Consider the following 20,601-nt stretch of genomic DNA (forward strand, 5'->3'; position numbering starts at 1 on the left):
ATCCCGCCCACCCGCGCGGCGCCGTCCGGCTGACCACCCCCCGCGGGCTCGACCCGGCCGGGGCGGGGCGGTTCGAGATCCTCCCGGCGCAGCGTGGTCACGGACAGCCGCCGCAACGCCCGGTCGGAACCCGTGAAGCCGGCGACGAAGTCGGTGGCCGGGCGGCCGAGGATCCGGGTGGGCGGGTCGACCTGCTCCAGGTGGCCACCCTGGCGGAACACCGCGATCCGGTCACCGAGCCGGATCGCCTCGTCCAGGTCGTGGGTGACGAACACCACGGTCTTGCGGATCTCCCGCTGCAACCGCAGGAACTCGGCCTGCAGCCGGTCCCGGGCGATCGGGTCGATCGCGGAGAAGGGTTCGTCCATGAGCAGCACCGGCGGGTCGGCGGCCAGCGCCCGGGCCACGCCGACCCGCTGCTGCTGCCCGCCGGACAGCTCGTGCGGGTAGCGCCTGCCCATCGTCGCCGGGTCGAGGCCGACGAGGTCGAGCATCGCGTCCACCCGGGCACGGATGCGGGCGCGGTCCCAGCCCAGCATCCGCGGCACGGTGCCGACGTTCGCACGCACCGTCAGGTGCGGGAACAGGCCGATCTGCTGGATGACGTAGCCGATGCGCCGACGCAGCCGCACCGGGTCGGTGCGGGCCACGTCCTCGCCGGCCACCAGGATCTGCCCGGACGTCGGCTCCACCAACCGATTGATCATCTTCATGGTCGTGGTCTTGCCGCAGCCGGACGGGCCCACCAGACACAGCAGCTCGCCCGCGGGCACGTCGAGGGACAGGCCCGCGACCGCGACCGTGCCATCCGGGTAACGCTTACCCACCCCGCGCAGCGAGATCATCGGGTCGGCGGAGGTCGTCGGTTCCGCGGTCATGGGCGTCGCGTCCTCCGTACCGGTTACCGTGCTTCGGTGGCCATCGTCGCGTCCGGGAGCTGTCTCGAACGAAACGCCTGGATCTGCGGAGATTACGTCGAGACCCGCTCGGACGAGTTGTCCGCGGCGCTGCGCGAACACATCGGCCTCACGCTGAGCGCGGTGGCGATCGGCCTGGTGATCGCGGTGCCACTGGTCCTGCTCGCCCGGCGCTGGCGGTTCGCCGTCGCCTGGATCAGCGGGCTGGCGAACATCCTGTACACGGTGCCGTCGCTGGCGTTCTTCGCGTTGCTGCTGCCCGTCACCGGCCTGTCCACGACCACGGTGCGGATCGGGCTGGTGGCGTACACGCTGGTCATCCTCTTCCGCGGGCTGCTCGCCGGGCTCGACGCCGTACCGGCCGACGTGCGCGACGCCGCCCGGGGCATGGGCTACGGCCCGCTACGGCTGTTGATCACTGTGGAGATCCCGCTCGCGCTGCCCGCGATCATGGCCGCGATCCGGGTCGCGACGGTCTCGACGATCGCGCTGGTCACCGTCGGTGCGACGATCGGGCACGGCGGCCTCGGTGATCTCATCTACGACGGCCTGACCAGCTCGTTCAAGTCGGAGGTGCTGACCGCCTCGGTGCTGTGCGTGGCGCTCGCCATCGTCGCCGACCTGCTGCTCGTCGGCCTGCAATGGCTGCTGACCCCGTGGCGCCACGGCCGCCGGGCCCGAGCCCGAGCCCGAGGGACCGCCGTATGAGCACCCTGAGCAGCGCCTTCGACTGGCTCACCACCGGCGCGAGCTGGCGCGGCGACGAGGGCATCGCCCACCGCCTCGGCGAGCACCTGCTGCTCACCGGCGCCTCGGTGGGCATCGCCTGCGCGCTCGCCCTGCCGGTCGGGATCGGCCTGGGGCACCTCGGCCGGGGCGGCACCCTGGCCATCAACATCTCCAACGTCGGGCGGGCGGTGCCGACGTTCGCCGTGCTCGTCCTGCTGGCGATCGGCCCGCTCGGCATCGGCGACACGACCACGGTCATCGCGCTGACCCTCTTCGCGATCGCCCCCCTGGTCACCAACAGCTACGTGGGGATGCGGGAAGTCGACGCGGGGGCGAAGGAGGCCGCCCGCGGCATGGGGATGTCCGGCGGCCAACTGCTGCGCCGGGTGGAGCTGCCGCTGGCACTACCGATGATCATGCTTGGCCTGCGCCTGGCCGCGGTGCAGGTCGTCGCGACGGCGACCATCGCCGCGCTGATCGGCGGGGGCGGGCTCGGCCGCTTCGTCGTCGACGGCCTGGCCAACAACCGCCGCCCCGAGGTCGTCGGCGGCGCGATCCTCGTCGCTGCGCTCGCGCTCCTCGTCGACGGCCTCCTGCTCATGCTGGCCCGCACGGTGTCGACCACCCGGGCCCCCAGACCCCGCTGACTCACCCGGAAGCCCGCGCGCCTGCCGTGAGATCGGCTTCTACCTGCGGGAGATTGGCAATCAGCAGCTCCGTCTGCCGGTCGGGCGGCTGCTCCGTGGAGCGACCAGGCATGCGTCGGCGACACCCGAGCGCACACGTCGGACCTGCAGGAACCGGGTAGGGAAGGCCTCCAGCGGCCGGGAACAGAGCGCCTCGGCCTGGGCGTCGAGATGCCGAAACAGTGCGAAACCTGCAATGTCGCTATGATCTGCCGGAATGTCTATACTACATTCGGGTGATGTGGAGAGCGACACGGAGGTGTGGACGCACCGCTGCTGGAGGTCACGTGCTGGAGGTTGTATGTCGGCGGTTCTCTTCAATGTCGCGATCGGGATTCTTACGAGCGTCTTAAGCGGAACCGGCGTCTGGGCGTGGCAGCGCCTGGCCAACGTACGCAGACTGGCCCGCGAGAGGAGGTTTCTCGGCATTTCCGCGAACAGGGAGTGCATTATTGTCATCGGCCACCAGATGCAAAACACAGCGGGGATACATCGCGCCGACGTCAATGCAGTTATCGAGGTCGGGGGCATGACGAACGACCTCGGTGGGAGATTTCGCGTACTCGCCCCGGACCAGTACCGCGAGTCGATCGGGAGCCAGGTCGAGTTTTGCGTCAACGGTCCGGATGCCAATGCCAGGACCAAGGGCCACATGGAAAACTATCTCCGGGGTGTGCATTTCAGGCCATACCGGCCGGGCCACCGAGACTCCATCGCGATCGTTGCCGGCGAAGAGGAGTTCATTCGGGAACGAGACCGGCAGGAATACGCAATTCTGGCCAGGATAAGGATCGATCGAGAATCACGTCCACTCTTCCTCCTAGCCGGGCAGACAGCGGTGACCAACCACGCCGCTGCATTTTTTCTGCGATCACGCATCCGCCAGATGGACAAAGAATACGGCTTTGATCGGAACTTCTGCCTGATCCTCTCGGTCGACCAGCCCATGATCTATGGCCATTCGGCGGTTCGACTGAAGAGTGACGTGACCGATGTCGCTTTTGCCGATCCGTCGGAATGATCGGGGCCCCCTCTCGCCCACGCACATTGATATTCAGTCGAAGCGGCCATGCCCCGGCGGATCTCCTCGCGGCGTTGGTCAAGGTAGGTCCTGACCGCCTCGGCGACGAAGTCCTTCTTCGACATGCCGAGGAAGTGCGCGGCCCGCGAGATCAGCTCATCCGTCGCCGGGTCGACCTTCGGCGGAGCCTGGCGACGGGATCCGACGGTTGTCATGACGCTCACCTCATCCGCCTGGAGCATCAGTAGTGGTACCTGCACTGGGCTATGCGGATCTCGTCATTGCCGATCTTGTAGACGAGTCGGTGCTCGTCGCTGATGCGCCGCGACCAGTAGCCCTGGAAGCCGTGTTCCAGGGGCTCGGGTTTGCCGATGCCGTCGTTCCCGTTGCGGGCGATGTCCTGGATCAGCGTGTTGATGCGCTTGAGCATCCTGCGGTCCTGGCTCTGCCACCACACGTAGTCCTGCCCGGCGTTCTCATCCCAGACGAGCTTCACTCGGCGAGGTCCCGCACGACACCCCCATCGCTCTCGAGCTGGTCGATGGCGGTCAGCAACCGGCGCGCGTTCTCCGGGCTACGAAGGAGGTACGCCGTCTCCTTGAGCGACTGGTAGTCCTCCAGAGAGACGATCACCACCGGCTCGTGGCCGGCACGGGTGATGATGATCTCCTCTCGGTCATCCGTCACTGCCGAGAGAACTTCCGCGTACCGCGCCCGCGACTCCGAGTACGTCATCGTCCTCACGAGACCCTCCCCGCCTGTACAGAAAATTGTACGTGCAAGATAGCGCACGCCTACGGGACGAGGAACCACACCTTGGCCTTGACCTCGACGGCGACGATCATGGTGTTCCGCGGAACCGCGCTCCGCACGGGCCCCGGCCCAGCTCGTCCACGGCTGGAGGCCGAGAATCGGGGCACAATCGCGGCGACGGTCCGGTGCGGTGAGGATGTCGACGTTGTCGCAAGCCTGGTCGATGGCGCCGGGAAGGTGGCCGACGGTTCCGTCGGGCTGGTGTCCGAGCCGGGCGAGGAGGCGCTCGTACCCGCGGATCGGTGATATCGCGCCGGTCAGGGCGCGGGTGAGGCGGTCGGCGGCGAGGACAGGTGAACCTCGAGCTTCTGTCAGCGACGTGCGGACAAAAGGCACAGCGGGCGGAGACGGCCCGCCACGTCCTGGCTCACCCGGTGCCAAGCCGCCACCGCCACCGGCAGCGCGCCACGCCTCGGCGAGCGCCGCTGCCGAGGCTTGCATGTCTTCCCGCAGTACAGACGCTGAACTGCGAGCGCTGTGTTCGATCTGTGTGGCGCGTCCCCCGTAGCCGCCCGAGTACTGCTCGACGATTTCACCACGGCCCGCCCGGTGGTCGTTGACCCGAACACGCCGCATCTGCGTCCTGAGGGTGGCGCGACTCGCTGCGTCCGCATGCACTGGGGCAACGAGTCCGAAGATCCCGCCTCGGGGCTCGAATCGTCTGCGTGACCGTTTGTCCACCTTGTCGCTGTTATTCGGGGCTGTTCCGGTTGCGGGATCGCCCCGCGACAGAGGAGCGTGTCCCGAACGTCCGGAATCGAACGTCCGGACGTTGTCGGACCGGGGTGCGAGGGTGTGGGGCAGCCAGGGGCCGCCGTCGCACGCACCCGACGATCAGGAAGAGCAGCCCAAGACGAACGATGGGGTCCTCGAACGTGACTGACGCAACAACACCGACCGATCCACGGCGCCGGAACGCCTCGCGGGATTGGCTGCATCACCGCACCATGGCGGGCCGCCGTCCCGCCGGGCGCCCGCGCCGCGTGCTCGCGGGCCTGGCCGCGCTGCTCGCCCTCGGACTGACGGCCGCCGCCTGCGGCTCCGACTCGGACGGCGGCGGCGGGGCCGGGGCCGGCACCGCCGGGGCCAGCGCGACGACCTCGGCCGGCGGCACTCTCACGGTCGCCGACGCCGGCTTCACCGAGAGCAAGATCCTCGCGGAGATGTACGCGGCGGTCCTGAAGAAGGCCGGCTACAAGGTCGACCGGACCTCGGTGCAGCAGACCGAGCTCGCGCAGTCGTCGCTGGAGAAGGGCACGGTCGACGCGATGCCGCAGTACGTCGCGACCTACGCCGACCTGCTCAACTCCAAGGTCCACGGTCCGGACGCGGCCTCGGTCTCCTCTCCGGACCTGCAGAAGTCGCTGGCCGCGCTGCGCCCGCTCGCCACCGGGCTCGGCCTGACGGTCCTCGACCCGGCCGACGCGGTCGACCAGAACGCCTTCGCCGTCAGCAAGACGTTCGCCACCCAGCACAACCTCAAGACCCTGTCCGACCTGGGCGCCAGCGGCCAGACGGTGAAGATCGCCGCCGGCCCCGAGTGCGAGACCCGACCGTTCTGCCAGCCCGGTCTGGAGAAGACCTACGGCATCAAGATCAGTGAGATCGTGAAGACCGGGGTCGACACGCCGCAGACGAAGGCCGCGGTCAAGGACGGCACGGCGCAGCTCGGCCTGGTCCTGACCACCGACGCCACCGTCACCGACTACGACCTCGTGGTCCTGACCGACGACAAGAAGCTCCAGAACGCGGACAACCTCGTGCCGATCGTCAACACGAAGTCGCTGACGCCGCAGGTCTCGACCGCCCTGAACGCCCTCGCGCCGGTGCTCACCACCGCGGACCTGGCCGAGCTGAACAAGAAGGTCGACGCGCAGCGGGAGAAGCCCGCCGACGTCGCCAAGGAATACCTCAAGAGCAAGGGTCTGCTCAGCTAGTCGCGCCCCGCGTACCCCGCCGCCGTCCCGCCGCCCGTGCGCCAGGATGGCGGCGGGACGCCTCCCCGCTGCACCCATGTTTCGTGCAGCGGGGCCGCAAGCTGGCCGGATCCGCGAGGATGGACTGGTGACCGGCAACCCGACCGCCCCGGCGGCCACCTCCAAGACCACTGGCACCGCGGCCGCCGCGGGCACCAGCACCACCGAGCAGCCGTATCGGGAGCTGGGGCTCACCGACGACGAGTACGCGCGGATCCTGGCCACCCTCGACCGCCGCCCCACCGACGCCGAGCTCGCGATGTACTCGGTGATGTGGAGCGAGCACTGCTCCTACAAGTCCTCCAAGGTGCACCTGCGGCAGTTCCGGGACACCCCGTCCACCGACCGGCTGCTCGTCGGCATGGGGGAAAACGCCGGCGTCGTCGCGGTCGGCGAGGGCCTCGCCGTCACCTTCAAGATCGAGTCTCATAACCATCCGAGCTTCGTGGAGCCCTACCAGGGGGCGGCCACCGGGGTCGGCGGCATCGTCCGCGACATCCTGACCATGGGTGCCCGGCCGATCGCCGTGCTCGACCCGCTGCGCTTCGGTGACGCCGACGCGCCCGACACGGCGCGGACGCTGCCAGGAATCGTGGCTGGCATCGGCGGCTACGGCAACTGCCTCGGCCTGCCCACGATCGGCGGGGAGGTCGTGTTCGACCCGACCTACGCCGGCAACCCGCTGGTCAACGCGCTCTGCGTCGGGGTGATGCCGGTCGGCCGGGTGCAGACCTCGGCGGCCACCGGGGTCGGCAACGCCGTGGTCCTGCTGGGCGCGAAGACCGGCCGGGACGGGATCGGCGGCGTGTCCGTGCTGGCATCGGCGACCTTCGACGAGGGCGGTGGGCCGGCCCGGCGGCCGTCCGTGCAGGTCGGGGACCCGTTCATGGAGAAGATCTTGATCGAGTCCTGCCTGGAGCTGTTCGACCGCGGGCTCGTCACCGGCATCCAGGACCTCGGCGGCGCCGGGCTGACGTGCGCGTTGACGGAGACGACCGCGGCGGGGCTCGCCACCGGCCAGCCCGGCGGCATGGACGTCGACCTGGACCTGGTACCGCTGCGCGAGCCGTCGATGGCCGCCCACGAGGTGCTGGCCAGCGAGTCCCAGGAACGGATGCTCGCGATCGTCACCCCCGAGGCGCTGCCCGAGGTCCTCGCGCTCGCCGAGCGCTGGGGGGTGCTGGCGACCAGGATCGGCACCGTCACCGACACCGGGCGGCTGATCGTGCGCTGGCACGGCGAGGTCGTCGTCGACGTGCCGCCCGGCTCGCTCGCCGACGAGGGCCCCGTCTACGAGCGCCCGCTGCGCCGCCCCGCCGACTTCGACCTGGTCCGGTCAGACGGCCCGACGGCGGCTCGGCTGGCCCGGCCGACCACCTCGGCACAGCTTCGGGAAACCCTGCTGCGGATGGTGGCCTCCCCCAACCTGTGCTCTCGGGCCTGGGTGACCGACCAGTACGACCGCTACGTGCAGGCCGCCACCGTGCTCGCCCAGCCGGAGGACGCCGGCGTGCTACGGCTGTCCGAGTCGACCGGGCTCGGCATCGCGCTGGCCACCGACGGCAACGGACGCTACGCCCGGCTCGACCCGTTCACCGGCGCGCAGCTCGCCCTCGCCGAGGCGTGCCGCAACGTCAGCGCCGCCGGGTCGGTGCCGATCGCCGTGACGAACTGCCTGAACTTCGGCTCCCCGGAGAACCCCGAGGTGATGTGGCAGTTCGCGCAGGCGTGCGCGGGCCTCGCCGAGGGCTGCCGGCAACTGGGCCTGCCGGTCACCGGTGGCAACGTGTCGTTCTACAACCAGACGGGCGCCATCCCGATCCACCCGACCCCGGTGATCGGAGTGCTGGGCCTGTTCGACGACGTCGCCCGGCGCACCCCGATCGGCTTCACCGACGAGGGGGACGCACTGATCCTGCTCGGCGAGACCGCCGACGAGTTCGGCGGCTCCGAGTGGGCCTGGGTGACGCACCGTCACCTCGGCGGTCAGCCGCCGGCGGTCGACTTCGCCCGGGAGAAGCTACTCGGGGAGATCCTCGTCGCCGGCTCCCGCGACGGCATGCTCACCGCCGCCCACGACCTGTCCGAGGGGGGGCTCGCGCAGGCCCTCGTCGAGTCGTGCCTGCGCGGCGGGCTCGGCGCGCGCATCGTCCTGGCTGCCGGAGCCGACCCGTTCGTCGAGCTGTTCAGCGAGTCGGCCGGGCGCGCCGTCGTCGCCGTGCCGCGCTCGCAGGAGCTGCGCTTCACCGACATGTGCACCGTCCGCGGCCTGCCCTGGCGGCGCATCGGCGTGGTCGACGGCGACGCGCTCGACGTGCAGGACGCGCTGCACGTCGGCCTCGACGAGCTGCGCGACGCCCACGAGGGCACCCTGCCCGCCCTGTTCGGCCGCACCACCTGAGCCGATCCGGGCGATGCCGGGCAGTCCAGGCGGTGCGGGCCTGCGGTCAGGAGTGGCCGTAGGGCTCGGGGTCGGCGGCGTCCGCGGCCTGCTCCCCCGGCTCGGTGTCAGCCACCGAGCCGGGGCTGTGGGCCGCGACGCCGATCAGCTCGACATCCGTCGGCTCCAGGTCGGAGGGGTCCTCGTCGAAGACGACCGACTCCGGGTGCGCCGACGGCGCCACCAGCGCCTCGGAGTGCGCGCCGCAGCCGTGATCGATGGCGGTGGCCCGGCCGTCGTCGGGGGCCAGCTCGTTGGCGCAGACACCGAACATCCGGCCGAGCGAGCCCGCGAGCCGAACATGGAAACCACAGGTCAGGCACGAGGCGGGGGCGACTTTGGCGATCGAGGCGTCCGGCCCGGCATCGCCGGCGTACCAGCGCTCGACTGCCTCCTCCCGCCCGGTGATGGACAGCACCCGGGCCCGGCCGAGGCCGAGCTCGAAGTAGTCGTCGGTGTCGACGAGCTCCTCGACGTCCTCCCTGCGCAGCGCGAGACGCGGATCGTCGATCGCCGTGGGCAGCAGGTCGCCGACGCCGACATCGCCCGGCCGCAGCCGCTCCGACCACGGCACCCACGCCGGCGCCAGCAGCGCCCCGTCCCCCGGCATCAGCACCACGTCGTCGACCGTTACCTTGCGCACCCGGGAGGCGCGGGTCACGACGACCGTCCAGACCCACCCCCGGTAGGCGGGCGAGGCGCAGGCGAATCGGTGCAGCACGATCCGGTCACCCTCGGCCTCGATGCCGAGGTGCTCGCCGACCTCGCTCTCGCTGTCCGCCTGCTCGACCGCGGCCGCGCGAGCCACGTCCACGGCGGCCGCGCACACCGCGTCGACCGCCGGCTCCCGCGACGCCCGGACCGCCCTGCCCCGCGCGGCCGACACCGCCGGATCCGCGGCCGACTCGGTGGCGAGGCTCACGTCGGGCGGCGGCGCCGCGGTGGGGGTGGCGGACGACGCCCGAGGGCGAGTCCGCGGGGTCGGCGCGTCGGCGTCCGTCGCCGGAACCGTTGTCACCGTTGTCACGTTTGGGACCTCCGCGCTGCCCTGGACCGTTGCATCGGCCGTGAGCTCCGAACCGGCCGCCTCCGCAGCGTCCGGTACCGAATCCGCACCGAGGGTAACGGATGAATCCGGCGGCTCGGTCGTGGTGGAACGGACCTCGAGAGCACCCACGCAACGTATTCTCACCCACGGGCACTCGCACCGCCCGACGTGGTCGTAGGAGCGCAGGCCAGGGACGAGGACACTTGGCATGGTGAACCAGGGCAGCACGGTCGCGAACAACCTGCGAAGGCTGCGGGCGAGCGTGCGCGGGGACGGCGCCGAGCGGACCGGGCTGTCCGCCCTCACCGAGCTGTCCTTCGTCAACGCCGCGGGCGACGCGTTGGTGACCGTCGCGCTGGCCGGGTCGCTGTTCTTCTCGGTCCCCTCCGGCGAGGCCCGGTCGAAGGTCGCCCTGTACCTGTTCATCACCATGGTGCCCTTCGCCCTGTTGGCGCCGGTGATCGGGCCGTTGCTCGACCGGGTCGCCCACGGCCGGCGCACCGCGCTCGCCGCCATCTGCCTGGGCCGCGGCCTGCTGGCCTGGCAGCTCGCCGGGGCGCTGCACGGGCTGGCCGTCTACCCGCTCGCCCTCGGCCTGCTCGTGCTCTCCCGCGGCTTCGGGGTGGCGCGCAGCGCGGTCATCCCCCGCGTCGCCCCGGCCGAGCTCACCCTCGTCAAGGTCAACTCGCGGATCTCGCTGGTCAACATCATCGCCGGCGCCATCGTGGCGCCGGTCGGGCTGGGCATCGCACACATCCCGTTCGTCGGCTATCCGTGGGTGCTGCGGATCTGCGCGATTGTCTACATGGCCGGCGTCCTGTTGGCCTTCAACCTCCCCAGGCACGTCGACTCGGCGGCCGGCGAGCTGCCGCTGCGCGCCCCGGTCGCGCCCGGCGCCGGCCGCCCCGGGCTCGGGGCGCGGCTGCGGGCGTTCCTCGGCGCACTGCCGGTGGCCCTACGCGCCACGGCAGTCCTGCGCGGCCTGGTCGGCTTTCTTACCTTTTATCTCGCCTTCCTGCTGCGGACCAACGGTGGTAACAACCTGTGGCTGGGCGGCCTGGCCGTGGCCGCGGGCGTCGGCAGCGGGCTCGGCGTGTTCATCGGCGGCCGGCTCGGCCGGCGGCGGCCGGAGGGCATCATCATGCTCGCCCTGGTGCTGGCGGCCGGCGGATGTCTCGGCGCCGCCGTCACCTACACCAGGTTCACCTCGCTCGTCGCGGCGCTGCTGGCCACCATGGCCGGTTCGATGGGCAAGCTGGCGCTCGACGCCGTCGTCCAGCGCGACATCCCGGAGGCGACGCGCAACTCCGCGTTCGCCCGCTCCGAGACCGCGCTCCAGCTCACCTGGGTCGCCGGTGGTGCTCTCGGGCTCATCGAGATGTCCGGGACGGTCGGCTTCGCGGTGGCCGCCGCCGTCGTCTGTGCCACGCTGTTCATCCAGGCCGGCGCGCTGCGCCGCTCGCGCCTGGCGGCTCGGGACCGGCTGGGCGGTGCCGACCTCCCGCCAGACGGCGCCGACCTCCCGCCAGACGGCCTCGACCAGCCCGGTCTGGGGCCTCCCGGGCCGGCGTACCCGGTCGGGGCCGGCGGGTACCCGCCGAGTGCCCCGCCCCAGGCACCACAGCCGGACCCGGCGATGGTGTCCGCGCCGGTGCCGTCCGTCGCGCCCTGGCGGGATGCGCCGGCACCCATCCCGGCCACGCTGGAGGACCCCACCCGCCCGGACGCGCCGCGGCAGCGCCGGGGGCTGGGCCGCCGGCGACGGGCCTGACCTCGCCGGCCTGACCAGACTCCAGAACCTGACCGACCCGTCGGCGCCGAGGTGACACCGCTCACGACGCCGCCTTCGCGGCACCCGCGAACCCCACGAGCCGGGACGCCGCGACTCCTGCGGCGATAACCTCCGAGCGTGCGCACGTCAACGCGGTCCCGTCGGGTGCCGTTCCCGCGGCTCGCCACGATCACCGCCGCGATCGCCGCGGTCGGTTTCGGGGCGGCCGGCTGCGACCGACCAACGCCGCTGGTGACAATGGAATCGGGCGGGGACTTCGTGAAGACGAACGCGGCCCAGTACCTGCGGGACGGCGCCGTCGTCGAGCGGTCGGTCTCCCCGCCGCGGCTGTCCGCCAGGCCCGGGAGCAGCCTCAACATCGACGTGCCGACCTCGGTCGCCGATCGCGGCTATTTTCTCTCGGTCAACAACGCGCGGATCACCGAGACGATCACTGATACCCACTACCGCTACCTGCTCCCGAACGTGCAGGCGACGGTGAACCTCGTGGTCTTCGCCGCGCCTACCGGCGCGAAGTCGACCACGGCATCGGGGAGCTGGCCGTTCGTAGTCTCGATCAGGCCCTGATCCTCGCCGCGCCGCCCGCCCCTGCTGGCGACCGGCCGGCGACCGGCCGGCGACCGTCGGGGCCGAGCAGGGGGACGTACCGTCCCGGGTGCCCCCGTTGACACCACCAGGGCCCCCGGCATGCGCACAGCGTGCCCTTGGCCGCCATCGGAACCACGCAGCGTCGCCCGTGATGCTATGGTCCGGCAACAAGTCCGATTTGCACCACATCGAAAATCCCGTGCCGTTACATCGCCGTCCGGCCCGGTGGCATTCGAGTAGATCGTCCGACAGTGCATGACGGCAGACGAGGACATTCCAGATCATGATCCGGACCTGGTCGTGAGCCGCACCCTGATCGTCACCGCGGTGACAGCCGAGGCAGACGCAGTGTGCGCAGGGCTGATGGGTAGCTGGTCGCGCGGCCGGACGAGGTTGCCGGCCGGGCCGGGCAACCTGGTGTCCCCTGACTGGGACCGCCAGCTGCTCACCACATCGACATTGGGCCCCTACGTCGGTCGTCGGCGTGGCCCGGTCACCGTCCTCGCGGCGGGCACCGGCGGTCCGGCCGCCGCCGCCGGCACCGCGACGGCCCTGGCGGTCGCGAGCGCCGCCGGGCAGCCGTTCGATCTCGTGGTGACCATGGGCGTCGCGGGCGGGTTCCGCGGCTGGGCGGAGATCGGCGACATCGTCGTCGCCGATCGGATGGTCGCGGCGGATCTGGGCGCCGAGTCCGGTCTCGACGAGGAGCCCCCGTCGGCGCCGGTCGGCCGGATCAGCGAGATGGACCGCAACCTCGGCTTCCACGCAGCCGGTGCGCCGACCCATCGCAGCCCCGACGGACGCGCCTCGACCGGGGGCGGGGCGTTTCTCACCCTGGACGACCTCGGACTCGGCTCGTCCACCGTGCGCCCCGACCCGGAGCTGGTGTCGCGGCTGCACACCGTGCTCGACGCCACCGGCCGGCGGATCGTCACAGGTACCGTGGTCAGCGTGTCGACCGTGACGGGCACCGAGCGCCGGGCCAGCACCCTCACCGAGCGGCTCGACCCGGTGGCCGAGGCGATGGAGGGTTACGCCGTCGCCCTGGCCGCGCGGTCCTTCGGCATCCCCGCCACTGAGATCCGCGCCATCAGTAACCCGGTCGGCCGCCGGGACCGCGCCGCCTGGAACCTGCCGGCCGCGCTGGCCAGCCTGCGCACGGCCGCTGCGGCACTGGTCGCGCACCCCGACGGCCTGGTCGCCGCCGAAGCGCTGCCCGTGGCCGGCGGCGCGGCGGCTTCGGCGGGCTCCGGCCCACAGCACGGCAGCAACGGCACGCACTGAGCTCGGGCGAATCGCGGGGCGCACACCGACGAGCGGGAGGACACCGGGATGAGCGAGCGCCGGACGGTCACGACACGCGGTGACCAGCCGCTGTCCCTGGCCATCTCCCCGTGTCCCAACGACACGTTCGCCTTCCATGCCCTGGCGCACGGCCTGGTGCCGGGCGCGCCCGCGGTGACGGTGACGTTCGCCGACATCGACGTGCTGAACACCCGGGCAGCCGAGCGGCGTGACGATCTGGTCAAGGTGTCCTACGGCGCCCTGCCGTGGCTGCTCGCCGATTACCAGCTGCTGACCTCCGGCGGCGCGCTGGGGCGCGGCTGCGGCCCGCTGGTGCTCACCGCCGGCCGCACCGACCTGCGTGGTGCGCGGGTCGCCATCCCCGGCACCCGAACTACCGCCTACCTGCTGTTCCGGCTGTGGGCCGCCGATCGTGGCGTGGCGAGCATCGACGTGGTGCCCTTCGAAAAGATCATGCCTGCGGTGCAGGAGGGTCGGTACGACGCGGGGCTGGTCATCCACGAGTCCCGGTTCACCTACCCGTCGTACGGGCTGACGGCACTCGCCGATCTCGGCGACTGGTGGGAGGAGCAGACCTCGCTGCCGATCCCGCTCGGCGCGATCCTCGCCCGCCGCGAGCTGGACGGCGCCGCGCTGTCCGCCGCGGTGCGGGCCAGCGTCGCCGCCGCGTTCGCCGAACCGTCGGCGAGCGCCGACTACGTCCTCGCCCACTCCCAGGAGATGGCACCGGACGTCGTCGACGCCCACATCGAGCTGTACGTCAACGAGTTCAGCCTCGACCTCGGCGACGAGGGGTTCACCGCCATCGAGACGCTGCTCGCCCGCGCCGCCGACGCGGAGCTCGTGCCGAGGCTCAGCCAGCCGCTGCGCTGATTGCGCCGCGGGCTCGCCGCCGGCCGCCCTCAAAACGGGCACTTGCTGATCGCCTGCTGTCCCGACTGCTGAATGAAGTGGCAGGATGGACTGCGTGAGCTCTGATCAGATCCCGGCCGTCAGCGTCGTCGACCTGCCCGCCGACCTGTCCGTGGACGGTGCCCCGCTGCTCGTGGACGTCCGGGAGCCCGACGAGTGGTCCGCCGGGCACATCGCCGACGCCCTGCATATCCCGATGGGTGAGCTCGTCACCCGGCTCGACGAGGTGCCCCGCGGGCACGATGTGGTGGTCGTGTGCCGCTCCGGCGGGCGCTCCGCCGCCGTCACGGGCTACCTCGCCCAGGGCGGTTGGCAGGTCCGCAACCTCACCGACGGGATGCTCGCCTGGCAGGCCCACGGCCGGCCCATGGTGAGCGAAAGCGGCACCTCGCCCCGAGTCCTCTAGGCCCCCGCCCCTCCTTCGCACCCGGCTGCCGCCCAGGCTCCGTCGGGGCCTGGGCGGCTCAGCCCGCGGTGCTCGCGCTGGGCTCGGCCGACGCGTCCTCGACCCGCACCACATAGTCCTCGATGACCGGGTTGGCCAGCAGCGTCGACGCCAGATGCTCGACCCGAGCCAGGATCGCGCCGTCCAACGCCACCCCGTCCGCCAGCTCCAACTCGAAGCGCTTGCCCTGGCGGACGCCGACGATCCCGCTCACTCCGAGGCGTGGCAGCGCGTTGACCACCGCCTGCCCCTGCGGGTCGAGGATCTCCGGCTTGAGCATCACATCCACCACAACCCTGGTCACACCCGCGGACACTACCGGCCCGGCGGCCTCATCGGGCGGCGATTGCCCCCATGCCGGCCCGCCGCCCGCGCCGGTGGCAACGCCGACGATTCGTCCGGCTGGTCCGTCGGGTTCGGCCTAAGCTCGGTTGATGCCGTCCTGGAAGGCCTCAGCCCCGGTGGTCGGTTTCGACCTCGATCTGACCCTGCTGGACGCCCGCGCCGGCATCCGCGCGACCTTCGCCGCCCTGTCCGGCGAGACCGGCGTGGCCGTCGACGCCGATCTGGTCGTCTCCCGGCTCGGACCGCCGCTGGAAGACGAGCTCGCCCACTGGTTCCCCGCCGCGGACGTGCCCGCGGTCGCCACCCGCTACCGGGAGTTGTCCGCGGTGCACGCGGTTCCCGCGTCGAGGCCGATGCCGGACGCGATCGCCGCGGTGGAGGCGGTGCGCCGGCTCGCCGGTCGCGTCGTCGTCGTCACCGCCAAGAGCACCGCGCTCGCCGAGGCGAGCCTGGAACGCATCGGCATCGCCGCCGACATCGTCGAGGGCGCGCTGTTCGCGCGGGCGAAGGGAGCCGCGCTGCGCACCCATCGGGTGGACGTCTTCGTCGGGGATCACCTGGGCGACATGATCGGCGCTCGGGAAGGTGGCGCGCTCGCGGTGGGCGTGGCCACGGGCCCCTGCTCGGCGGGCGAGCTGCACACCGCCGGCGCGGACGTCGTCCTGGCCCGGCTCGGCGAGTTCCCACCCTGGCTGCTGGGCGAGGCCACCCGCCGGAGTTGAGCCCCGGCTCAGCCGGCACCGAGGCGGTCAGCGGAATCGCCGGGCAGCACGGGTGCGGGGCGGTCGACCGGGAGATGTGGGTTCGTCCGATAGAGGTCCGGGTCGGCTTCCTCGGGAAGCCGGGAACGGACGGCCACGGCCACCCCGGTCAACGCCACCGCGAGACCGATGGTCAGCCCGCCGCCCGCCACGGCGTTCAACCACGTCGGCAGGTTCCTCACCCCGAAGAAAAACGGGATCACCGCGACCGCGGCGGCAGCAAGGCCGATCCCGAACACCACGCAGCCGGCCCGGACGAGCCGGTCCGCCCGGCCCGCCGCCGGACCGGCCGGGGGGCCCGCCCAATCTGGCGGCGTCGACATCGGCGGCACGCTCACCAGCCTACGGCGCGCGACATCTGAGGCGGGTCACGCGCGACTCCGGCGAGGACCGCCAGGGTGCCCGCTCGGGACGCCGCACCCCGCCGCTGGCGGGCTCAGACGACCGGCGCACCCTCGCCCTGCTGGTGCGCGCCCCGCTCGGCGTGCTCGCGGTAGTTTGCGGCCTCCTCGTCGGAAACCTCCAGGCCCTCGGCCGCCCGGTTCGCCTCGGGATCGTCCGGGCCGCCGTCCGCGCCGAGCACGGCCTCGTCCCGAGCCCGACTCCGCTCGGCCTCCTCGAAGTCCTCCGGGGTACGAAAGTCCTCGCGATCGGGATTCGCCATCGAAACGCCTCCTGCCATCGGGGGCCGGCCGTCCAGCCCGGACGGTCGTCCCAGGGTCAGGATCTGGCATGCCCGGGGTACACCCCGGATAACACCGGGGAGGCAACCGTCACTGGAGAGGTCCGACCGACAGCCGATCGCGACCGAAGACCCCGCGCGTGGTGCGGTCGGCGGATAGCCTGGGATTCCCTCAGCTTTCGCCGCGTTGTCCCTGTCGTTACACAGAACGAGGTCGCCCGTGCCCACCGGCAAAGTCAAGTGGTTCGACGTCGACAAGGGCTTCGGCTTTCTCAGCCGGGACGACGGCGGCGACGTCTTCGTCCACAAGGCCGCCCTACCGGCGGGGGTGGAACGGCTCAAGCCGGGCGACCGGGTGGAGTTCGGCGTCGCGGCCGGGCGGCGCGGGGACCAGGCACTGTCGGTCCAGCTGCTGGCCGCGCCGCCGTCGGTGGCGAAGGCGGCCGCGCAGGCCGCCCGGCACAGCCCCGATGAGCTGCACAGCATGGTCGAAGACATGATCAAGCTCTTGGACGACGTGCAACGCGATCTGCGCCGCGGCCGCTACCCTGACCGCCGGATCGCGCAGCGCGTGGCCAAGGTCGTGCACGCCGTCGCCAGTGAGCTGGAGGCGTAGGCGCCCGGGCTCCGGGGCGTCGATCGCCACCGCTACGCCGGCGGCAGGAAGCTCACCCGGCGGCCGCAACCGGTGCACACCGCTACCTGCGAGCCGGGTTCCTCGTCGGACGCGACGAGGTGGGTCAGCGGGATCGGCCCCTCACACCAGGGGCACAGCAGCCATGGTCCGTCGATGCCACCCGAGCCGCCGGTATCCATTCGCCCACGATGCCTTATCCCCCAGCGGGCGCGAGCCCCTATAGCAACACATTGTCGGCCAACCGACCCAAACGACTGGCCGGGAGCCCGCGCGTGCCGAAGACAGCACGCGGTGCGGCAGACTGCGAACGGAGACGACGCGACCCAGGACATGCCGGTGAGCCCCGACCGCCGCGTGGCACCGGACGGGGCCAACGGGTGGCGGGGCGAGTCCGGGCCGTGCGTGGGATCGGGAGCTGAGAGGCATTCGCGTGACAAGCAGTGGGCAGCGGTCGTGATCACATCCGTAGGGTGTTGACCGTGGTCGACGACGCCGCGGGCCCGAGCCCCCGCCGCACCGATCCGGGCGACCCGCTCAACCCCCACGAGCCGCGGTCCATCGGTCCGTATGCCCTCATCAGCCGCCTGGGCGTCGGCGGGATGGGAACTGTCTACCTGGCCCGCAACGCCGCCGGGCGCCGGGTCGCCGTCAAGGTGATCCGGCCCGACCTCGCGGCCGACGAGGAGTTCCGCCGCCGGTTCCGGGCCGAGGTCGAGGCGGCCCGGCGGGTTGCCCCCTTCTGCACCGCCGAGGTGCTCGACGCCGATCCGAACGCCCCGGCGCCCTACCTGGTCACCGAGTTCATCGACGGCGTCCGGTTGGATCAACAGGTCGACTCCGGTCCGCTGGCCTCCTCGACCCTGACCGGTCTGGCCGTCGGCGTGGCGACGGCCCTGACCGCCATCCACAGCGCGGGCCTCGTCCACCGCGACCTCAAACCGAGCAACGTGATGCTCTCGCTGTCCGGCCCACGCGTGATCGACTTCGGTATCGCGCAGGCGTTGGAGGGCGCAAAGGCCAAGCCGACGGCGTGGGGGTTCGGCTCAGCCGGCTGGATGGCGCCCGAGCAGGTCCACGGCCAGCCGATCGGACCCGAGGCGGACGTCTTCGCGTGGGGCATCCTCATCGCCTACGCCGGCACCGGCCGGCATCCCTTCGGCGACGGCTCGGACATCGACCTCGGAATGCGCATCGTGGGCTCCGCCCCGGACCTGCGCGGCCTGCGGGAGCCGCTGGTCGGGCTGGTCAGCGCCGCCTTGGCGAAGCATCCCGACGATCGGCCGAGCGCCCGGGAGCTGCTGCTGCGGCTCATCGCACAGCCGCCGGCCCGCGGTGGCCCCGCCCTTGGACCGGCGATCGGCCAGGTCGAGGAGCTGCTGAACCGCACCGGCGAGGTGCCCCGTCCGGCGCCGACGCGGGTGGGCCCGGCGACCTCGACTCCCGCCCGCCGCCCGCCCTGGGACGGCGCCGCCCCCGCAGCGAGGCCCGACGCGGCCGGACCACCGGGCCGTGCGTCCGCCGCGGACCGCTCCCCGGGCGCCCTGCCCGCGCCAGCCGGCCGGCCGCGGGGCGGGCCCTATCCACCGACCGCCGGGCCCCCGGGCGGTCGCGGGCCGGGAGCCGCACCCGGCGCACGCCCGTCCCCGGACGCCCGCGCGCCGGCCCAGCAAGACGGTCGCCAGCCGGACGGACGGACGCCGGACGGACGGCCCCGCGGGCCGGCACCGGGCACACCCGCGGGCAGGTGGGCCAGCCCCGGCGGCCAACGAGCCCCGGGCCAGGCGCCCGGACCCGGACCGATGTCGCAACCGGTGCGGATGGCGGACCCGAGCCGCATGCCACAGGCGAGCCGGATACCAGAGGCCGCGCGGGTCCCGGAGCCGGCACGGGCGCCGGGTCCGACACGGGCGCCAGGTCCGACACCGATGCCGGGCGCCACGGGCAACCCCTACCCGCCCTATCCGCAGTCCCCGTCCCGGCGCGGACCGGACCGTCGCCAGCTTGCATTGATCATCGGAATTGTCGTGGCGGCGCTGATCGCCATCGCCGTTGTGGTCAGCCTGCCGGGCCGCAACGGCGGCGGAGCGGATTCCGGCCGACCACCAGGCTCCACCGCGGCGCAGACGCTCGGTGCGTCGGGCGCCCCGAGTCCCACCGCAGGGTTCGGCGTTCCGGTGACGGACGGCTCGTTGGAGTTCGTCGTGGCCGGCATCGACTGCTCGAAGACCCAGATCGGTGACGGAATCCTCGCCCTGCGCACCGCCGGCAAGTTCTGCCAGGCTCAGGTGACGGTGCGCAACACCGGTGGCACTGCCGAGGCGCTGGACAACTCCTCCGAGCTGCTTTGGGATGACGACGGCAACCAGCACGAGGCAAACTTCTTGGCCCGATTCAAGCTGGGCGAGAACCTGTGGGACTCCATCGACCCGGGTGAGACCAAGCACGGCACCCTGGTCTTCGACGTCCCCCGCGACGCGCAACCGCGGGAACTCGAAGTCCACGAGAGTTCGCAGAGCGCCGGGGCCCGCATCCCGGTCCGCTGACGGCCGCCGTCAGCCGTCGCTCGGCGGCGGCTCCTCGGAGCCTGTCAGCACGACGAAGGCGGGCAGCGGCTCCGGCAGCTCGGCGTTGCGGGAATCCGGCCGGAAGCCGGCCAGGATGATGTCCAGGGACCGTCGCCAGGATCCCGGCGCGACTCGTTCGGTGAGGTCCATGACCAGCCGCAGTGAACGCATCAGGACCAGCAGGTCCGCCGGCACCACGTCGGTCCGGACCATGCCCGCCCGCTGGGCCGCGGCGAGCATCGCCGCCACCGGCGGCACGACCTCGGCGACCATGCGCTCCGCGGTGCGCCCGCTCCACAGCCGCCGGGCCAGGTAGGCCCCATGGCAGGGATCGGCTCCCAGCACTCGCAGCAGGTAGCAGTGCAGAGCGGTTGCGGGCGGCTCTGCCGCGGCCACCTCCACGGCCAGCTCTCGGAGGTCGTCGACGGTCGTCTGCAGAATCGCCTCGATGAGAGCGTCCTTGTTCGGAAAACGCCGGTAAAGGGTGCCCATGCCGACCCCGGCACGGCGGGCGATCTCCTCGACGCCGACGTCGTCTCCGCGCTCGACGAACAGCTCGTAGGCGGCGGCGAGAATGCGGACACGGTTCAGTTCGGCGTCGCGGCGTAAGGGCCGGGATGGCACAGCCGAAGATCGCGGCGACGCGGACGGGGCAGCCTCCACCTGCTACCTACAGGGATGGGACGGCATCGAGGCGGCGATCTCCACCAACAGTATGAGCATGGCAGCATACTGTAGGGGATTGACCGGATACGTTGCGATGTTTCCGGCGAAGACGCGCTCTTTCCGGCCGTACCGACCACCGTCGCACCACGATCACCCGCTAACGTGGCTGTCTGCCCGGACGGGCGTCAAGCGGGCCGAGGCTTCTCCCCGCGGGGTGTCGAGGTGGGGCGGGGTGTCGAGGTGGGGAGTCAGGTGCGGACAAGCGGTGCGGGTG

At 72.0% G+C, this 20,601-nt stretch carries 22 protein-coding genes; 13 read left to right on the top strand and 9 right to left on the bottom strand.

Annotation, left to right across the window (positions count from 1 at the left end):
* The coding region (locus tag NBZ85_RS09765) for an ABC transporter ATP-binding protein (protein ID WP_261561825.1) at window positions 1-878 on the bottom strand (878 nt) is incomplete at its 3' end.
* A 36-nt stretch (window positions 879-914) separates the two neighbouring features.
* On the opposite strand from NBZ85_RS09765, the gene NBZ85_RS09770 reads away from it, so the two are divergent.
* The 3 genes from NBZ85_RS09770 to NBZ85_RS09780 all read left to right on the top strand — a co-directional run bounded on the left by NBZ85_RS09770 (window position 915) and on the right by NBZ85_RS09780 (window position 3,353).
* Window positions 915-1,625 (top strand): ABC transporter permease, encoded by a 711-nt coding sequence (locus NBZ85_RS09770; protein ID WP_261561826.1) that lies wholly within the window; start codon window positions 915-917, stop codon window positions 1,623-1,625.
* Window positions 1,622-2,293 carry an ABC transporter permease gene (locus tag NBZ85_RS09775; protein ID WP_261556558.1) on the top strand — a complete coding sequence of 224 codons (672 nt, stop codon included), beginning with the start codon at window positions 1,622-1,624 and terminating at the stop codon, window positions 2,291-2,293. Before NBZ85_RS09770 ends, NBZ85_RS09775 begins: the two co-directional genes overlap by 4 nt.
* Before the next feature lie 340 nt (window positions 2,294-2,633).
* Window positions 2,634-3,353 carry a hypothetical protein gene (locus NBZ85_RS09780; protein ID WP_261556557.1) on the top strand — a complete coding sequence of 240 codons (720 nt, stop codon included), beginning with the start codon at window positions 2,634-2,636 and terminating at the stop codon, window positions 3,351-3,353.
* A 241-nt stretch (window positions 3,354-3,594) separates the two neighbouring features.
* Here the strand turns inward: NBZ85_RS09780 and NBZ85_RS09785 are convergent, their stop codons facing one another.
* Complete coding sequence (locus NBZ85_RS09785; protein ID WP_261556556.1) at window positions 3,595-3,849, bottom strand: Txe/YoeB family addiction module toxin; 255 nt, start codon at window positions 3,847-3,849, stop codon at window positions 3,595-3,597.
* A complete protein-coding gene (locus NBZ85_RS09790; protein ID WP_261556555.1) occupies window positions 3,846-4,088 on the bottom strand; it encodes a type II toxin-antitoxin system Phd/YefM family antitoxin in 243 nt (80 codons plus the stop codon). Before NBZ85_RS09790 ends, NBZ85_RS09785 begins: the two co-directional genes overlap by 4 nt.
* A gap of 1,025 nt (window positions 4,089-5,113) precedes the next feature.
* On the opposite strand from NBZ85_RS09790, the gene NBZ85_RS09795 reads away from it, so the two are divergent.
* Window positions 5,114-6,103, top strand: coding sequence for an ABC transporter substrate-binding protein (locus NBZ85_RS09795; RefSeq protein ID WP_261561827.1), 990 nt, complete (start codon window positions 5,114-5,116; stop codon window positions 6,101-6,103).
* Window positions 6,104-6,230: 127 nt separating this feature from the next.
* The gene (gene purL / locus NBZ85_RS09800; RefSeq protein WP_261561828.1) at window positions 6,231-8,543 is read left to right on the top strand and encodes a phosphoribosylformylglycinamidine synthase subunit PurL; all 2,313 of its coding nucleotides are present in this window, start codon (window positions 6,231-6,233) and stop codon (window positions 8,541-8,543) included.
* Between the two features lie 46 nt (window positions 8,544-8,589).
* On the opposite strand, the gene NBZ85_RS09805 is transcribed toward purL, so the two are convergent.
* Window positions 8,590-9,609: a DUF3027 domain-containing protein gene (locus NBZ85_RS09805; RefSeq protein ID WP_261556552.1), complete on the bottom strand. Its 1,020-nt coding sequence runs from the start codon at window positions 9,607-9,609 to the stop codon at window positions 8,590-8,592.
* Window positions 9,610-9,838: 229 nt separating this feature from the next.
* Here NBZ85_RS09805 and NBZ85_RS09810 point away from each other — a divergent pair, with 229 nt between their 5' ends.
* The 5 genes from NBZ85_RS09810 to NBZ85_RS09830 all read left to right on the top strand — a co-directional run bounded on the left by NBZ85_RS09810 (window position 9,839) and on the right by NBZ85_RS09830 (window position 14,633).
* On the top strand, window positions 9,839-11,401 hold the full coding sequence (locus tag NBZ85_RS09810; protein WP_261556551.1) for an MFS transporter: 1,563 nt from the start codon (window positions 9,839-9,841) through the stop codon (window positions 11,399-11,401).
* 165 nt (window positions 11,402-11,566) lie between these two features.
* A complete protein-coding gene (locus NBZ85_RS09815) occupies window positions 11,567-11,989 on the top strand; it encodes a hypothetical protein (RefSeq protein WP_261556550.1) in 423 nt (140 codons plus the stop codon).
* 276 nt (window positions 11,990-12,265) lie between these two features.
* Entirely contained in the window at window positions 12,266-13,294 is a 1,029-nt protein-coding gene (gene mqnB, locus NBZ85_RS09820; RefSeq protein ID WP_261556549.1) for a futalosine hydrolase, read from the top strand.
* A gap of 48 nt (window positions 13,295-13,342) precedes the next feature.
* Window positions 13,343-14,188: a 1,4-dihydroxy-6-naphtoate synthase gene (locus tag NBZ85_RS09825; RefSeq protein ID WP_261556548.1), complete on the top strand. Its 846-nt coding sequence runs from the start codon at window positions 13,343-13,345 to the stop codon at window positions 14,186-14,188.
* A gap of 94 nt (window positions 14,189-14,282) precedes the next feature.
* Window positions 14,283-14,633: a rhodanese-like domain-containing protein gene (locus NBZ85_RS09830; protein WP_261556547.1), complete on the top strand. Its 351-nt coding sequence runs from the start codon at window positions 14,283-14,285 to the stop codon at window positions 14,631-14,633.
* A gap of 58 nt (window positions 14,634-14,691) precedes the next feature.
* Here NBZ85_RS09830 and purS read toward each other — a convergent pair whose 3' ends face one another.
* The gene (gene purS / locus NBZ85_RS09835) at window positions 14,692-14,976 is read right to left on the bottom strand and encodes a phosphoribosylformylglycinamidine synthase subunit PurS (RefSeq protein WP_261556546.1); all 285 of its coding nucleotides are present in this window, start codon (window positions 14,974-14,976) and stop codon (window positions 14,692-14,694) included.
* Window positions 14,977-15,106: 130 nt separating this feature from the next.
* Between purS and NBZ85_RS09840 the strand changes: the two genes are divergently transcribed.
* On the top strand, window positions 15,107-15,739 hold the full coding sequence (locus tag NBZ85_RS09840) for an HAD family hydrolase (protein WP_261556545.1): 633 nt from the start codon (window positions 15,107-15,109) through the stop codon (window positions 15,737-15,739).
* An 8-nt stretch (window positions 15,740-15,747) separates the two neighbouring features.
* On the opposite strand, the gene NBZ85_RS09845 is transcribed toward NBZ85_RS09840, so the two are convergent.
* Both NBZ85_RS09845 and NBZ85_RS09850 read right to left on the bottom strand, forming a co-directional pair.
* On the bottom strand, window positions 15,748-16,101 hold the full coding sequence (locus NBZ85_RS09845; RefSeq protein WP_261556544.1) for a hypothetical protein: 354 nt from the start codon (window positions 16,099-16,101) through the stop codon (window positions 15,748-15,750).
* A 113-nt stretch (window positions 16,102-16,214) separates the two neighbouring features.
* The gene (locus tag NBZ85_RS09850) at window positions 16,215-16,442 is read right to left on the bottom strand and encodes a hypothetical protein (RefSeq protein ID WP_261556543.1); all 228 of its coding nucleotides are present in this window, start codon (window positions 16,440-16,442) and stop codon (window positions 16,215-16,217) included.
* A gap of 238 nt (window positions 16,443-16,680) precedes the next feature.
* On the opposite strand from NBZ85_RS09850, the gene NBZ85_RS32220 reads away from it, so the two are divergent.
* A complete protein-coding gene (locus NBZ85_RS32220) occupies window positions 16,681-17,076 on the top strand; it encodes a cold-shock protein (RefSeq protein WP_308204986.1) in 396 nt (131 codons plus the stop codon).
* Between the two features lie 32 nt (window positions 17,077-17,108).
* Here the strand turns inward: NBZ85_RS32220 and NBZ85_RS09860 are convergent, their stop codons facing one another.
* Entirely contained in the window at window positions 17,109-17,276 is a 168-nt protein-coding gene (locus tag NBZ85_RS09860; protein WP_261561829.1) for a hypothetical protein, read from the bottom strand.
* A gap of 300 nt (window positions 17,277-17,576) precedes the next feature.
* Here NBZ85_RS09860 and NBZ85_RS09865 point away from each other — a divergent pair, with 300 nt between their 5' ends.
* Window positions 17,577-19,640 carry a protein kinase domain-containing protein gene (locus tag NBZ85_RS09865; protein ID WP_261561830.1) on the top strand — a complete coding sequence of 688 codons (2,064 nt, stop codon included), beginning with the start codon at window positions 17,577-17,579 and terminating at the stop codon, window positions 19,638-19,640.
* A gap of 9 nt (window positions 19,641-19,649) precedes the next feature.
* On the opposite strand, the gene NBZ85_RS09870 is transcribed toward NBZ85_RS09865, so the two are convergent.
* The gene (locus NBZ85_RS09870) at window positions 19,650-20,285 is read right to left on the bottom strand and encodes a TetR/AcrR family transcriptional regulator (RefSeq protein ID WP_261560588.1); all 636 of its coding nucleotides are present in this window, start codon (window positions 20,283-20,285) and stop codon (window positions 19,650-19,652) included.
* Window positions 20,286-20,601: the final 316 nt, after the last annotated feature.

The sequence above is a fragment of the Frankia tisae genome, assembly GCF_025403405.1.
Taxonomy (GTDB): Bacteria; Actinomycetota; Actinomycetes; order Frankiales; family Frankiaceae; genus Frankia; species Frankia tisai.

What these genes read in the sequence shown, in the direction of transcription:
- NBZ85_RS09775 (WP_261556558.1), top strand. Translation starts at nt 1,622, where the DNA reads ATGAGCACCCTGAGCAGCGCCTTCGACTGGCTCACCACCGGCGCGAGC.
- NBZ85_RS09780 (WP_261556557.1), top strand. Translation starts at nt 2,634, where the DNA reads ATGTCGGCGGTTCTCTTCAATGTCGCGATCGGGATTCTTACGAGCGTC.
- NBZ85_RS09790 (WP_261556555.1), bottom strand. Translation starts at nt 4,088, where the DNA reads ATGACGTACTCGGAGTCGCGGGCGCGGTACGCGGAAGTTCTCTCGGCA.
- NBZ85_RS09795 (WP_261561827.1), top strand. Translation starts at nt 5,114, where the DNA reads ATGGCGGGCCGCCGTCCCGCCGGGCGCCCGCGCCGCGTGCTCGCGGGC.
- NBZ85_RS09810 (WP_261556551.1), top strand. Translation starts at nt 9,839, where the DNA reads ATGGTGAACCAGGGCAGCACGGTCGCGAACAACCTGCGAAGGCTGCGG.
- mqnB (WP_261556549.1), top strand. Translation starts at nt 12,266, where the DNA reads ATGACGGCAGACGAGGACATTCCAGATCATGATCCGGACCTGGTCGTG.
- NBZ85_RS09825 (WP_261556548.1), top strand. Translation starts at nt 13,343, where the DNA reads ATGAGCGAGCGCCGGACGGTCACGACACGCGGTGACCAGCCGCTGTCC.
- NBZ85_RS09840 (WP_261556545.1), top strand. Translation starts at nt 15,107, where the DNA reads ATGCCGTCCTGGAAGGCCTCAGCCCCGGTGGTCGGTTTCGACCTCGAT.
- NBZ85_RS09845 (WP_261556544.1), bottom strand. Translation starts at nt 16,101, where the DNA reads ATGTCGACGCCGCCAGATTGGGCGGGCCCCCCGGCCGGTCCGGCGGCG.
- NBZ85_RS09850 (WP_261556543.1), bottom strand. Translation starts at nt 16,442, where the DNA reads ATGGCGAATCCCGATCGCGAGGACTTTCGTACCCCGGAGGACTTCGAG.
- NBZ85_RS09860 (WP_261561829.1), bottom strand. Translation starts at nt 17,276, where the DNA reads ATGGATACCGGCGGCTCGGGTGGCATCGACGGACCATGGCTGCTGTGC.